Source organism: Chroogloeocystis siderophila 5.2 s.c.1 (assembly GCF_001904655.1).
Classification (GTDB): Bacteria; Cyanobacteriota; Cyanobacteriia; order Cyanobacteriales; family Chroococcidiopsidaceae; genus Chroogloeocystis; species Chroogloeocystis siderophila.
Map to the genome: position 1 here is coordinate 72,625 of NZ_MRCC01000010.1, position 13,171 is coordinate 85,795.

Sequence of the window (13,171 nt, forward strand, 5' to 3'; positions counted from 1 at the left end):
AAAGAAGTGGTAATAAATATAAATAAAACGTGTAAGGAATAAATCCTACATCAGTCATTAAAATTGCTGCTGCTACAAGTCTTGCAATATTCCAAGGAATCAAAGGCGATAGAACAACAACTCTATTTTCTAAATCTACGGCTAATTGATATTTATCTAGCTTTTTATGCTAGTAGCTTTCTTGTCCAAGTTGTTGCGTTAGAAGAATCACAATAGTTTGAGTACAGCCAAAAGCCGCTGCGGCAGTTCCTACAATAATTGTACCGAAGAATAATCGACTTTTTGTGCGTGCTTTTTGTAAAAATATTTTAATAACTTGTAAAATTCTTGTTCCACCAATTATTCCTGCTAAAGCTGTAGAAATAATCACAACTATAGAAACTTTGAGCATAGAAATAATGCCACCTCCTTTAAGGATAGAAGCTAAATCAGGTGCCTCATCTAATTCATAGCTAAATACAGCATAGTTAGCAATTTGAAATATAGAGTATTTTTGTGTAGAGTTATTCCTATTAATAAGCTCGTAACTATACTCAATAGTAAAGCCAGCTTAACTTCAACTTGTAACAAGGAAAAAATTAAAATAACACCAACTGGTAGTAATGCATAGATATTCAGGTTGGAAAAAAGAGGAGTTTCAGTAATTAAAGTACTGTTGTCGATAACTATGGGATTGCTAAATGATAAAAATAAATAATGCCAGCAACAAGTAAAGGTAGCCAGCCAGTTATTACTATATTTTTGAGATTGACATACAATTTAGTACTGGTAATCGTGGCAATCAGATTCGCACTAGAAGACATAGGAGAAGCGCGATCGCCCACATACGCTCCAGCGATAATTGCGCCTGCTACTAAGTGTGTATTAACGTGACTTTCTCGCGCCATAATCATTAAAGCAACACCAATAGTACTCACAGTTCCGAAAAAAGTGCCAAGTAGTACGGAAACTATGCTATTTAAAATAAAGGCTGCCATCCAAACAACTGTTACTGCACCGATAAGGAGAATAATATTAATAACAGAAAAAGATTTTTGACTACTAGTAATTGCTAAGGAAAATAGAGTTTTTAGCGCAAATTCCCTGCGCCAAAGTGTGATGGCAAATATGCTAAAAAATTATTAGGGGATAGGCAATAAAACAACCTTGAGTAATGCTAAATATTAAACAAATAAAAGAAACAAGAATAGCAACGATTAAATCTATTATTTATTGATATTTTTCTTAGCAGCATATCAAATCCTGGATGAGCAAACAAATTATTATCTAGATAGCTTCTATGAATAAAATAGATAGCTACTGCGATCGCCTAGTTAAAAAAGACTAAATACTGTAGCAGTCGAAAAAATAGTTAGGATATCGAACACGCTAAGTTGACATTTGACAGTGAAGAGAGTGTGGGAAGATTTTGTCAACTGTCAACTAAGCTCTGCTACATCCTGATAAAATATTGAAAAGCCACCCTTGATGGCAATCTTACAAGGATGGTTTTTTCTACTGCAAATTTTGAGCAAAAAATCTTGCCAGCTTGCACGAATAATGCTAGGCACTTCCGGTAAAGGTAACTTCCGGAAATTTTGCCTGTGCTTCAGCAACTGGGCGATTTCTGCCTTCCTCTTGCCAGTAGTTAATGACTTCGGTTGCTTTATTGAGCAACTCGACGCGCTCTTGATCGGTAATCCAGTTTTTTGATTCTAACTCGTTTTTTAACTCTTCCCAAGCATCATTACGAGGCCAGAAAAAGTAACGAGTCAAAGGGCTTGTGCCTTTACCTACAACTTGATCGACCGCAAGCGCCACATTTTCGTCTAGCCAGAGAACTTTTAAAATGAACTTTGACAATCAAACCTCCGAGGCAGTACCAGGCAAAAATTACTAACTGTGCAACCATTTATATTAACGCAATGCCATAACATCTGCTGAAATGAATTTAAAGGGGTCGGAGATCTGGGGTCAGAGGTCAGAACTTTGTACGGCAGGTGGATGGTATAGATGGGGTAAAATGATGAGGCTCATAGGTGATAATCCCTGAATGGGATAAAGATGACACAACAATCTCAATTACTCGTTTCAGCAATTGTTGTTTTTGATATTGATGGCGTGGTGCGCGATGTCAGTAATTCGTATCGACGGGCGATCGCGGATACGGTGGAACACTTTACGCAAGGCGCGTATCGTCCATCTTTAGCCGATATCGACGTACTCAAATCCGAAGGGATCTGGAATAACGATTGGGAAGCGTCGCAGGAGTTGATTTACCGTTATTTTGAGGGGCAGGGTCAACAGCGCAATTCGCTAGCGCTAGATTACCAAGAAATTGTCCGCTTCTTTCAATCTCGTTATCGCGGTTCCGACCCTGAAAATTGGACAGGGTATATTTGTAATGAACCACTGCTGTTACAAAGTCATTATTTAAACGAACTGAGTAGTGTAGGTATCGCTTGGGGATTTTTTAGTGGTGCGACACGAGGTTCTGCAAACTATGTGTTAGAAAAACGTTTAGGGTTGCAATCTCCGGTGTTAGTCGCGATGGAAGATGCACCGAGTAAACCCGATCCGACAGGGCTAATAGCTACAGTACAAAAGTTAACAAATAATTTTCTTGACAATTGCACGTCTGTAGTGTATGTGGGAGATACAGTTGCAGATATGTACACGGTAGAAAAAGCGCGATCGCTTGCTCCAAATCGAGCTTGGATTGGTGTTGGTGTCTTACCGCCGCACGTTCAGGCATCACGACAACGACGCGATGCGTATGCCCAAACGCTCAAAGTTGCAGGCGCGAAAGTTGTTTTTGACAATGTACAGGAATTAACTCCTCGCGAAATTCAAAAACTGCTGTGACGAAGTACAGGTTTTCGGGTAGCGATCGCTTGTTCGATAATATCCGCCGCGCGACGCACTCCACCCGCTTGCTGAATGGCTTGTTGTAGTTTGAGGGCGTTTTGTTTGTAAGATGCTTCTGTTAGTACTTGTTGAATTGCAGCTTTGAGTTTAGATACACTCAAGCGCGATAATGGAACAAATTCTCCTGTTTTTGTCCAAGCAATCCGCGCTGCAACACCTGGTTGATCGTTCGTGATTGGTATCGCCACCATCGGGACACAATGACTCAACGATTCTAACGCTGTATTTAATCCTGCATGAGTGATTGTTAATGTTGCTTTTTGCAAAAGTTCGAGTTGCGGTGCGTATTGCACAACAAGTGGTTTTCCAGGAAGTTCGGGTAAGGTTTCGGGAGTACTACCACCGCCGAGGGAAATCACTAATTGAACGTCTAAGTCTTCACACGCAGCGGCGATCGCCTGAAAAATCTTCTGCTGTTGATTTTGCAACGTTCCCATCGAAGCATAAATCAGCGGTTGTCCGGTTAATTTTTCATACGGAAACGGTATCGGTTTGCGCCCTGCGGAATCAACAAAGGGTCCAGTAAAGTGAAAACATTCAGGTAGTTGCATCCGAGGAAACTCAAATTCTGCGGGTTGCTGGCTAATTTGTGCTAAATTAGATAACGAGTCAGCAACCTTTTTGTAAAGCGGTAAGTTCCACGTGCGGTGATACTCATCTAATACTTCGCGCACAGGTCGTGCTACGCGCTCTAACACTGCATAAGTGATACCATTGCGGAGTAATGCCCACCAAGCCGTGTTACGTTGCCAAGGTGTCACAAAAGGCGGAATTCCAGGTTCTTGGTTGAGAATCAGTGCATTGCAGATCGTAATAAAAGGAATATTTAAATACTTTGCTACCGTTGCGCTTTCTGGCGACACTTGATCGACTAGCAGCGCTTCGATACCTGATGATGCGACAATTTCTGGAGCATCACGCAGAATGATTGTGCCACCCTGTTTAATCAGATCGAGGGTGAAAGCGATCGCCTTCAAGCCACTGAGTTGACCAAGTTGTGCAAATTTTTGCGCGAGTACCCCAGGGGGAAACTCTTTTTCCCCAATCGCTTGAAACTCTAACCCTGCGGCTAATGCTTGCGATTCGAGTTCGGGAACTTGAATCAAGGTGACACGATGTTTGCGTCGCACTAACTCCTTACCCAATGCCGTCATCGGATTGAGATGTCCAGGAGAACTGGGGCAAAGAATGCCGAAATGTGTCATATTCTTAGGGGTCGGAGGTCAGGGTTATTAAGAAGCCTTTCGACTAAAGTCGAGGCTACTTTACACGAAGTGTGCCCGCGCACACTTTCGATGTGAGGTTTAAGGGGAAAATATGCTTTACTTGTAGTCTACGCAGGTGGATAGGGTTTGGCTAGCAGGAAATTCATTCGCTAAGCGTTTATTGAGTTACGATTTCAATTTTTGAAACTTCTCTAATGCGGCTACCATTACGGGAGGCCAACGACGTATATTTGCTACCCAGTTGATATCTTGATAGCGTTGATCGAGTCCTATTGCTGATACCCAATTACTTTCAGCTTCGCCTTGTTTACCTTGTTCCCAATACGCCGCAGTTAATGCAGCGCGCATATCGGCAAAGCTAGGATATTTGCGGATAATATTGCGCATATTGCGGATTGCTTCGTCTTTTTTACCAACTTGATACAAGGCTAAGGCATAATTCGCACGCGCAAAGGCAAAATTGGGCGCGATTTCAGTTGATTTACGATAGTCGGCGATCGCCTCTTCCCATCGTCCTAACCCAGCTTCAGCATTACCGCGATTGTTGTACGCCATTGCATCATTCGGATCAATTTCAAGAACGCGATTGTAGTCGGCGATCGCCTCTTCCCATCGTCCTAATCCTTCATACGCCGTTCCGCGATTTAAGTAAGGATCGGGTGCGTTTGGGGCTAATTCTACAGATTTATTGTAGTCGGCTAGCGCTTCATCAAGTTTGTTTTGACTGACTCTTGCGTTTCCTCGGTTACTCCAAGCAGCAGGGTTATCAGGAAACAAGTCAATAATTTGCGTCCAGTAAGTTTCGGCGGTGGCAAAATCTCCGCTATTCGTGGCATTTAAAGCTTGTTGGGCTAAACTGTCGAGTTGTTGAAATTGTTCTGCTGTAATTTGGGGTTGGGATTGCGCTAATACTGGCTCAGTCACCCCAAACAAAAGTATTAAGAAGATTACAATGAGTCGTATCATCTAAAAGTTATCGGTATTGAATAATCGATCTCTGGCGAAAGAACCAATTTAAACTTTGAGTAGGCAAGATGCCTAATCCACAAACGCTAAATTCATTTTAGAAGTCTTATGACAAGCATTTTGTGGATAATTCAATTTAAGCACCAATTACCAATTACCTATTACCACGCTTTATATCAATGCTTATGGTAATAAAGAAAGCTGCTCGTTGGGTGGGTTAAAACCCAAGTGTTGATAAGCCGCTGGACTAGCAACTCGACCGCGAGGTGTTCGCTGAAGATAACCGATTTGCATCAAATACGGTTCATATACTTCCTCAATTGTTTGCGTATCTTCTCCCGTTGCTGCTGCCATTGTTTCAATTCCTACAGGTCCTCCATTAAACTGTTCAATCATCACGGTAAGCATTTGGCGATCTGTCCAATCGAGACCGCAAGGATCGACTTGAAATAAAGTTAAAGCTTCGGCTGCAACACTTTGGTCGATTGATCCCGCAGATTTCACTTCGGCGTAGTCGCGCACGCGTTTGAGTAAGCGATTGGCGATTCTTGGTGTTCCGCGCGATCGCCGTGCAATTTCTAGCGCCCCATCATCGGTAATCGCAGTTTGGAGTAGCTGCGCGGTGCGCAAAACAATTTGACTGAGTTCGTCAGGTTGATAAAATCGCAATCGTTGCACTAATCCAAAGCGATCGCGTAATGGTGATGATAGCGAACCAGCGCGTGTTGTCGCCCCCACTAAAGTAAACCGTTGCAAGGGGATACTGCGCGATTTGGCACTTGCACCTTTACCCGTGGTAATATCAACGCGAAAATCTTCCATCGCCGGATACAAAATTTCTTCTGCCATGCGCGATAGCCGATGAATTTCATCGATAAATAACACGTCGCCTGGCTGCAACCCGACAAGAAGCCCTACAATATCTCGTGGACGTTCTAAGGCTGGCGCACTAGTGATTTTGCAATTGACACCCATTTCTGCGGCTAAAATCAGCGCCATTGTGGTTTTTCCTAACCCAGGGGGACCATACAATAGCAAGTGGTCGAGGGTTTCACCTCTAGCTTTTGCCGCTTTTAGGGCAATATCGAGAACTTCTTTTAAGTCTTTCTGACCAATGTAATCAGCAAATTTTTGGGGGCGAATGCTTTCTTCTTGTTTACCATGCTCATCTACCATCGCTTTTGGTTGTAAAAGTTCCTCGCGCGGGCGTGTGGTTCGAGGATTGCGGCGTTCGGGTTCCGAGTGAGATTGCTTAGAAGAAATTATCGCCATGATTAGAAAATTAAAAATCGGTCATATAAATTAATTGTGCTTTGATCGTTACACTACTAACACAGGAGCAGACAATGCTAGCAAAAAGAATTCTTCCTTGTTTGGATGTCAAAGCAGGGAGAGTCGTTAAAGGAGTGAACTTTGTCAATCTACAAGATGCAGGCGATCCGGTTGAACTTGCCAAAGTTTACAACGAAGCGGGGGCGGATGAACTCGTGTTCCTCGATATTACCGCAACGCATGAAGACCGCGACATTATTATCGATGTGGTGTATCGTACGGCGGAGCAAGTGTTTATGCCTTTGACGGTTGGTGGTGGAATTCAATCCTTAGAACAAATTAAAAGTTTGTTAAGAGCCGGAGCCGATAAGGTCAGTATCAACTCGGCTGCTGTACGACAACCTGACTTGATTGACCGCGCGAGCGATCGCTTTGGCAATCAGTGTATAGTCATTGCTATAGATGCACGACAAAGGCAAGATACAGCTAACCCTGGCTGGGATGTGTATGTTCGGGGCGGACGCGAAAATACTGGCATCGATGCGCTTGCTTGGGCAAAAGAAGTTGCCCAGCGGGGGGCGGGTGAGTTACTTGTAACGAGTATGGATGCGGATGGGACGCAAGCGGGATATGACTTGGAATTAACGCGGGCGATCGCGGAGGCTGTTGAAATTCCTGTTATCGCCTCTGGTGGTGCTGGTAATTGCGAACATATTCATGCAGCGCTGACTCAAGGTAAAGCCGAAGCCGCGTTACTCGCATCACTGTTACATTACGGTCAATTAAGTGTTGGAGAAATTAAAGACTATTTGCGCGATCGCGGTTGCTCTGTCCGTTTAGTAGCTTAACAATTTACTCATATTTCGTTTCCGGCACATTGTAACTTTCCTTGTTAAGATATATGAATAAGAATTAATTTTTTCAAAAATGCTGATACCAATTCTCATATTCGACGTAGCGTTAGTGGCTTGGTCACTGCATTTGATGGAAGAAGCGTTCTATCACAAAGAGTTCTCTTTGATGTTAGCAGGAACTCTAGTCGCGCTTGCCGCAGCGGCGATGTTGGTAGTCTATTTTCTCATGGGTAACTGCATGACGTATCTGTTGAGTGCTTCAGGATAACCGCTAACTTGACAATATCAGCCTTATTCGGTCATAATACGAAACGCTCAAGGGGTTATAGCTCAGTTGGTAGAGCACCTCAATGGCATTGAGGGGGTCAGCGGTTCGAATCCGCTTAGCTCCATTTTTGAACGAACCACATAGGCATAGCCTTCCCCCAAGGTAGGGCGCAAAGAACACAAATGAAAGAGATCGGGAGATTTTCTCGAATTGCTATAGGTATGCGATGTCTAGAATAGATATATCTAGAATACGCCGTTGATGTATCTTTTTTTGGGTTGAGAAATTGATTTAATTTTTTTGGGAACGATGACTAACGTTGGTTTGGCTTGGATGTTTTGAACTTCAAAATGACCTTGTACTCTCAACCAGGAGTTAGGAGTAAACATTGCTGCATCAGTTGTGTAAACAGGTAGTCCAAGCGGTACTGTATCTGCTAAACAGCAACGAATGACGTGTCGCACAAGGATGAATTGTTCAGGCGATTTTGTTTGCTGTACGAATCCTATGAGATCGACGGGTTCGCCAGGAAAAGTTTCTAAAGGATCTTTAACTGAGGAAATTAAACGCCGCCACTGTAAGATATTGCGTTTGTATGGATTTGATTCTTCATGAGCTGATTCAGCATATTGCCAAATATCAATTGCTGGTTTTTCTGTAAGTGCAATTCCTGTCACTCGTTTGGCAAAGTCTTGTAGCAACTGAAGTGATTTGTGCATTGCGGTTACTTTATACGAGTGTCGAGCATTTCGGCTAATTCTTGTTCGGCAAAGGCTTTTGTAACTTCAGAACGTAAATGTTCGATAAACATAGCACGATGACGTTCAAACTCTGCGCTAATCACATCACGCGGACGTGGCATATTAATTTTGACACTTTCTAGTACCCTGCCTGGACGCGCTGTGAGAATTATCACGCGATCTGCTAAAAAAACTGCTTCATCAATGTGGTGCGTGACAAAGATAACTGTTTTGTTTGTCCCTTCCCAAATATCGAGCAAAAACTTTTGCATGTTGTACCGAGTTTGCACATCTAAAGCGGCAAATGGCTCGTCCATAAGAATAATATCGGCTCCCAAACATAATGCACGCGCGATGCAAGCACGTTGTTGCATTCCACCCGAAAGTTGATGCGGGTACTTATTTGCAAAGTTACGTAAACCCACTTCACTCAAAAAGTGTTGCGCGCGTTGATAGCGCTCTTTCTTGTTCATTCCTTTTAAAGTGAGTCCGAAAGCAACGTTATCAATTAACGATAACCAGGGTAACAGAGAAGGTTGTTGGAAAATTAGCGAGCGATCGCTTTGTGGTGCTTTGATTGGTTCGCCATTATGCAGAATCGTGCCACTCGTTGGCTTTTCTAAGCCAGCAATCATTGATAGTAGCGTACTTTTACCACAACCACTTGGTCCAATAATGACAACAAATTCACCCGAATTGACCGAAAAGCTAATGTTATCGAGTGCGAGTAATTCATCTGCTGTTCCCATTCCCCAAGCTTTACTGATGTGCTGACAGACAATTTCACCCATTGGTGTTTCCCTCATCTAGATTTGAGCGCTACTCTTCCACCACAGGACACGCTTTTGTATTTGAGCAAATCCGGTATCTAGCAAATATCCCACAATGCCAATCATTGCCATACCCAAAAACATCAATCGCGCATTGAACATCTGTCGCCCTACCATGACGATCGCTCCTAATCCGGTATTGACTCCTACCATTTCTGCGGCTAATACCGCCATCCACGCACCAAATAAGTTCATTCGCAGAATGACGAACAAATCAGGAATAATCGCCGGAATGATAATGTGACGCATCACTTGACTGCGATTTGCACCGAGTACCCGCGCCGTGTTGATGTAAATTTGCTCGACTTTATTAATGCTATTAATCGTACCCAGCGTCAGAATAAAGAAAATACCGACAAAAACAACAAAAATCGCCGCGCTGTCACCAATGCCAAATGCCAGAATTGCTAAAGGAATCCAAGCAACAGGCGCAATTGGAGCAAGTAAGGTAATGACTGGTAACGTTAGCTTACCGAAGATCTTGAAGTAAGACGCTAAACAACCAAAGATAAGTGCAGCAACAAAGCCAAGTGAAATTCCGATCAGTACGCGTTTGAGTGTGGCGGCGATCGCAGTTAATGCAACAAAATTAGCACCTGTGCGTTCTACTCCGATTCTTGGTGTTAAAAACTGTTGTTGATTGCCAATTTCTGCTAAAAACTGATGCGGTGGTGGCAAAATCAGCGTATTAACTAACCCCATCAACGTTAACAGTTCCCAAATACCAATAAATAATCCAATAGAAAGAATCCACCATCCGGCATTAATAGCAAATTCTTTTAAATTATTTCGCAGTTTAGAACGCGGTTTATTTTGATTAGCTTGTATTGTAAATTGACTATCTGTATCTGAAGTACGTTTTGATTTCAACATAATTCACTATGACTTAATTTAATCCAAAAAAAGGTGATAATTAATTAAAAGTCTCTTCCTCAAGAATTACCCATTACCCAATTACGCTGCTTCTGTTTTCACTCTCACGCGCTGCCACAATTCTGGATTTTCTTGAATAACTTGATCGAGCAAGGAAAAATTCACAAAGTTTTCATCAGGTTTTTGATTGATGTAGTTCAACGCCATCATACTTTCTGCGCGCGAATACATAAAATCGCGTTTGTTCCGAATATCAACACCAGGTGGTTGTGCTTGTGCGGCTTGCAGCAAACTTGCCATATCGGTTTTATAGTATTTATCGATGGTTGCTTGTGCTGCTTCTTCAAAGTTGTTTTCGATTAAATATTGTGCTTCAAAAAAAGTGCGGATGACGTTTTTCACAACTTCTGGTTCGTTTTGAATGAGTTCATTTCGTGCTGCTACTACGCAATCGGGATATCCAGCACCATAAATATCTGTTCCGTCTCCAAGTACGTTACCATTTGTTGATGTTCTGGCTTTAGTTGCGTAAGGTTCAATACTGCTAATTGCATCAACTTGTCCAGCTAAATAAGCGTTGAGAACTTCAGTTGAATCGCCAAAGTAAACCATTTCGACATCGCTGTAGCTCATCCCTTTGCGTTGCAGATAGTCGTATACAATAATGTCTAAAGTATCTGCTTGAAATGTACCGATTCTTCTACCTTTGAGGTCTTGGAAACTTTTAAATTCAGGCTTGGCGACGACGATTAAGCCTTCAATACCACTTCCAGCAACAACTTGAAAAGATGCACCTTGAGTATAAGCTGCGATCGCATTTGTAAAGGGAATGACTGCCATTTCGACTTGCCCTGTGGCTAGCTGGGCGGCAATATCTGCATTAAATGGAGTTAAGGCGGTTGTGCCACTAAAACCATATTGCTCAAATAGCTGCTTTTCTGAGGCGTAGAATAAGGGTAAATTGCAAAGTCCGCTGCCGTGCGAAAATCTGATGGTACGATTGCCTGAAGTGCTTGTTGTTTGATTGTTGGTACAGGAATTGAGGAAAATGGGGGCAAGTGCTGCTGCTATTCCTATTCCTATAAAGCGGCGGCGATTGGGGCGAATGCTTAGCATAGTGTTTTTTTTCTGCTTTATTGAGTAAGGTTTTTTTGAAACGAACCACAGAGTCGAGGAAAGAGTTAGAGAGAAATTTAGTGTGGAGTTTTTGAAGATCGTTTCATTAAATTAAGAACTACAAATAATTTCTCCTCTGCTCCCCTGCTGCCTATTTGTATTAACCTTGAAACAAAGCGGTGTTACTGTCGGGCGTTTTGACAGTAGAAGGGATTGCAATGGCTGTGATCTAGCCAACCATCGTAGAATTGTTTGACATAAGGAAAGACCTCTTGCGCTAGTACACAACGACGTTCTTCGGCTGGGGTTAGTGGAATTTTGAGTGAATTTGCTAATTCTTCTAGTGCTTCGGCTTTATCTACTTTGGTGAATTTGCCTTCTTTGTAAATCACTTCTCCTGCAACTATGACGGTTTCTACTCCTGATGTACGACTGCGGTGGAGTACTGCATCTAAAATTGGGATTGCTTTATCTAGGTACGGATAGGCAATATGTTGCCAGTTCATGATGACGATATCTGCGGCTTTATCTGCTTCTAAAGTGCCGACTTCATGGGCGAATCCTGTTGTTTTTGCACCGTGTTCTGTTGCCATTTGGAAGACTTGCGGTGATGTTGGGACTAATTCTTCCATCCCAGGGACGCGATGTAGTTTTAAGACGAGGCGCATCTCTTGCAACATATCGCGATCGTCGTTGATTCCTGCTTCGTCTAACCCCATACCCACGGTGACGCCGCGTTTGACGTAATGATTTAAGGGGGCAATTCCACTTTGCAATCGCAGGTTAGAACTCGCGTTATGACAAATCATTGTGCCTGATTCTGCAACCAAATCGATATCGTCTTCGGTGAGCCAGACACCGTGTCCTAACGTAAGATGTGGTCCTAGAATTCCTAGATCGTGAAGATGGCGAACGGCAGTTTTATTAGTGCGTTTTTGAGCATAAACTTTTTGGTATGCTGTTTCCAGCAAGTGCATATGCATTCCGACGTCGTACTTTAAAGAGTATGTTTGCAATTTTTCTAAAGCTTCATCAGAACACCAATGCAAGTTAGCTGGCGCAAGCTGAATGCGAATTCTGCCGTTTGCTTGGCGATTCCATTTTTGCCAGAGATGCTCGAAAAAGCCGAGGTAATCTTGTAGTGGTACTTCTTGCACTTTCAGAATCGCTGCAATTTCTGGTGCAATATGCGCCGGTAGCTTTTTGACAAATTCTTCGTTTGCTTCGTAGACAAAGTGATTTTGATCGCGGACTGCAAAGCAATAAGACGATCGCATCCCAATATCGTGATATGCTTGCAACACTTGATCGGCAATTCCAAACCACGTTGAGGCAGGACCAGGACGCCAACCATGAATATGTTGTACAGTGGTGACTCCTGATTCGATCATCTCAAATGCGGCATAGAGTGTATCGAGGTAAAGATCGACGTTTCGCGCTGCAAGCCGACTCGCAAACCACAATTCTAACGGGTAGTCGAGCGAACCGAGTTGAAATGGCGTAAGTCCTACGTGATGATGGCAGTTAATTAACCCAGGTAAGACAACATCTTCGGATGAACCAATGATTTGATTTGGTTGATATTTCTCAATGAGATCTGTGTATTTTCCAACTTCAATAATCTTGCCATTCTGTTGAAAAATAGCGCCGTCTTCAATAATTTCAACATCAGTTCTACTTAGCGCTTTGCAAATTACATATTTGCCACGAATTAATGATGAGTTCATGAGACTTTTGTCAATTCAATTGTTGAAGTAAGCTCAAGATTTTGCTAGTCTTCTTAGAAAGAAATTGAATCAATTTAAATATTGATGATCACAACAAATTGAAGAAGGAAGATATGATTTCTTCTTATGTCATTAATAGCGATCGCTTGCTTTGTAGAATTCATCATAGTAGCTCGACGGGTGGCTTCAATCAGGATTGTTGCGCTAGCGTTCTAAGACGCTTTATCTATAAGCTTTAGCCACGCCAAGCTAAGCTATTTTCTAGCTTAAAATTCTTCTAATCAGAAAACTGTATCAGATAAAACAAGTTATAACTTTGCAACAATATCTAATTATTGGGTAATGGGTAATAGGTAATAGACATGCTTACCAATTACCGATGACCATTTACC

Annotated in this window: 14 protein-coding genes and 1 tRNA gene; 4 read left to right on the forward strand and 11 right to left on the reverse strand. The window is 42.5% G+C overall.

Annotated features, from left to right (window positions below):
- Window positions 1–169 precede the first annotated feature (169 nt).
- The 3 genes from NIES1031_RS24985 to NIES1031_RS13395 all read right to left on the reverse strand — a co-directional run bounded on the left by NIES1031_RS24985 (window position 170) and on the right by NIES1031_RS13395 (window position 1,842).
- On the reverse strand, window positions 170–538 hold the full coding sequence (locus NIES1031_RS24985) for a Na+/H+ antiporter NhaC family protein (protein WP_218596804.1): 369 nt from the start codon (window positions 536–538) through the stop codon (window positions 170–172).
- A 127-nt stretch (window positions 539–665) separates the two neighbouring features.
- Window positions 666–917 (reverse strand): hypothetical protein, encoded by a 252-nt coding sequence (locus tag NIES1031_RS24990; protein WP_218596799.1) that lies wholly within the window; start codon window positions 915–917, stop codon window positions 666–668.
- A 625-nt stretch (window positions 918–1,542) separates the two neighbouring features.
- On the reverse strand, window positions 1,543–1,842 hold the full coding sequence (locus NIES1031_RS13395; RefSeq protein ID WP_015190535.1) for a 30S ribosomal protein PSRP-3: 300 nt from the start codon (window positions 1,840–1,842) through the stop codon (window positions 1,543–1,545).
- Between the two features lie 201 nt (window positions 1,843–2,043).
- On the opposite strand from NIES1031_RS13395, the gene NIES1031_RS13400 reads away from it, so the two are divergent.
- Window positions 2,044–2,844 (forward strand): TIGR01548 family HAD-type hydrolase, encoded by an 801-nt coding sequence (locus tag NIES1031_RS13400; protein WP_073549932.1) that lies wholly within the window; start codon window positions 2,044–2,046, stop codon window positions 2,842–2,844.
- On the opposite strand, the gene NIES1031_RS13405 is transcribed toward NIES1031_RS13400, so the two are convergent.
- The 3 genes from NIES1031_RS13405 to ruvB all read right to left on the reverse strand — a co-directional run bounded on the left by NIES1031_RS13405 (window position 2,829) and on the right by ruvB (window position 6,371).
- Window positions 2,829–4,112, reverse strand: a complete 1,284-nt coding sequence (locus NIES1031_RS13405) for a glycosyltransferase (protein WP_073549934.1) — start codon at window positions 4,110–4,112, stop codon at window positions 2,829–2,831. The genes NIES1031_RS13400 and NIES1031_RS13405 overlap by 16 nt on opposite strands.
- Window positions 4,113–4,298: 186 nt before the next feature.
- Window positions 4,299–5,099 (reverse strand): tetratricopeptide repeat protein, encoded by an 801-nt coding sequence (locus tag NIES1031_RS13410; protein WP_073549935.1) that lies wholly within the window; start codon window positions 5,097–5,099, stop codon window positions 4,299–4,301.
- 183 nt (window positions 5,100–5,282) lie between these two features.
- The gene (gene ruvB / locus NIES1031_RS13415) at window positions 5,283–6,371 is read right to left on the reverse strand and encodes a Holliday junction branch migration DNA helicase RuvB (protein ID WP_073549936.1); all 1,089 of its coding nucleotides are present in this window, start codon (window positions 6,369–6,371) and stop codon (window positions 5,283–5,285) included.
- A 74-nt stretch (window positions 6,372–6,445) separates the two neighbouring features.
- Between ruvB and hisF the strand changes: the two genes are divergently transcribed.
- The 3 genes from hisF (at window position 6,446) to NIES1031_RS13430 (ending at window position 7,617) form a co-directional block, all read left to right on the forward strand.
- Window positions 6,446–7,219 (forward strand): imidazole glycerol phosphate synthase subunit HisF, encoded by a 774-nt coding sequence (hisF, locus tag NIES1031_RS13420; protein ID WP_073549937.1) that lies wholly within the window; start codon window positions 6,446–6,448, stop codon window positions 7,217–7,219.
- 79 nt (window positions 7,220–7,298) lie between these two features.
- A complete protein-coding gene (locus NIES1031_RS13425) occupies window positions 7,299–7,493 on the forward strand; it encodes a hypothetical protein (RefSeq protein ID WP_015190541.1) in 195 nt (64 codons plus the stop codon).
- Between the two features lie 51 nt (window positions 7,494–7,544).
- Window positions 7,545–7,617: transfer RNA gene (locus NIES1031_RS13430), tRNA-Ala, on the forward strand.
- Window positions 7,618–7,738: 121 nt separating this feature from the next.
- Here the strand turns inward: NIES1031_RS13430 and NIES1031_RS13435 are convergent.
- From NIES1031_RS13435 to NIES1031_RS13455, 5 genes are all read right to left on the reverse strand, one after another.
- The gene (locus NIES1031_RS13435; RefSeq protein ID WP_073549938.1) at window positions 7,739–8,212 is read right to left on the reverse strand and encodes a TIGR03943 family putative permease subunit; all 474 of its coding nucleotides are present in this window, start codon (window positions 8,210–8,212) and stop codon (window positions 7,739–7,741) included.
- A 5-nt stretch (window positions 8,213–8,217) separates the two neighbouring features.
- On the reverse strand, window positions 8,218–9,024 hold the full coding sequence (locus tag NIES1031_RS13440; protein WP_073550082.1) for an ABC transporter ATP-binding protein: 807 nt from the start codon (window positions 9,022–9,024) through the stop codon (window positions 8,218–8,220).
- A gap of 15 nt (window positions 9,025–9,039) precedes the next feature.
- Window positions 9,040–9,936, reverse strand: a complete 897-nt coding sequence (locus NIES1031_RS13445; protein WP_073549939.1) for an ABC transporter permease — start codon at window positions 9,934–9,936, stop codon at window positions 9,040–9,042.
- Between the two features lie 81 nt (window positions 9,937–10,017).
- Window positions 10,018–11,052 carry an ABC transporter substrate-binding protein gene (locus tag NIES1031_RS13450; RefSeq protein ID WP_073549940.1) on the reverse strand — a complete coding sequence of 345 codons (1,035 nt, stop codon included), beginning with the start codon at window positions 11,050–11,052 and terminating at the stop codon, window positions 10,018–10,020.
- Between the two features lie 182 nt (window positions 11,053–11,234).
- Entirely contained in the window at window positions 11,235–12,779 is a 1,545-nt protein-coding gene (locus NIES1031_RS13455; protein WP_073549941.1) for an amidohydrolase family protein, read from the reverse strand.
- Window positions 12,780–13,171: the final 392 nt, after the last annotated feature.

What these genes read in the sequence shown, in the direction of transcription:
- NIES1031_RS13400 (WP_073549932.1), top strand. Translation starts at nt 2,044, where the DNA reads ATGACACAACAATCTCAATTACTCGTTTCAGCAATTGTTGTTTTTGAT.
- NIES1031_RS13405 (WP_073549934.1), bottom strand. Translation starts at nt 4,112, where the DNA reads ATGACACATTTCGGCATTCTTTGCCCCAGTTCTCCTGGACATCTCAAT.
- NIES1031_RS13410 (WP_073549935.1), bottom strand. Translation starts at nt 5,099, where the DNA reads ATGATACGACTCATTGTAATCTTCTTAATACTTTTGTTTGGGGTGACT.
- ruvB (WP_073549936.1), bottom strand. Translation starts at nt 6,371, where the DNA reads ATGGCGATAATTTCTTCTAAGCAATCTCACTCGGAACCCGAACGCCGC.
- hisF (WP_073549937.1), top strand. Translation starts at nt 6,446, where the DNA reads ATGCTAGCAAAAAGAATTCTTCCTTGTTTGGATGTCAAAGCAGGGAGA.
- NIES1031_RS13425 (WP_015190541.1), top strand. Translation starts at nt 7,299, where the DNA reads ATGCTGATACCAATTCTCATATTCGACGTAGCGTTAGTGGCTTGGTCA.
- NIES1031_RS13435 (WP_073549938.1), bottom strand. Translation starts at nt 8,212, where the DNA reads ATGCACAAATCACTTCAGTTGCTACAAGACTTTGCCAAACGAGTGACA.
- NIES1031_RS13440 (WP_073550082.1), bottom strand. Translation starts at nt 9,024, where the DNA reads ATGGGTGAAATTGTCTGTCAGCACATCAGTAAAGCTTGGGGAATGGGA.
- NIES1031_RS13445 (WP_073549939.1), bottom strand. Translation starts at nt 9,936, where the DNA reads ATGTTGAAATCAAAACGTACTTCAGATACAGATAGTCAATTTACAATA.
- NIES1031_RS13450 (WP_073549940.1), bottom strand. Translation starts at nt 11,052, where the DNA reads ATGCTAAGCATTCGCCCCAATCGCCGCCGCTTTATAGGAATAGGAATA.
- NIES1031_RS13455 (WP_073549941.1), bottom strand. Translation starts at nt 12,779, where the DNA reads ATGAACTCATCATTAATTCGTGGCAAATATGTAATTTGCAAAGCGCTA.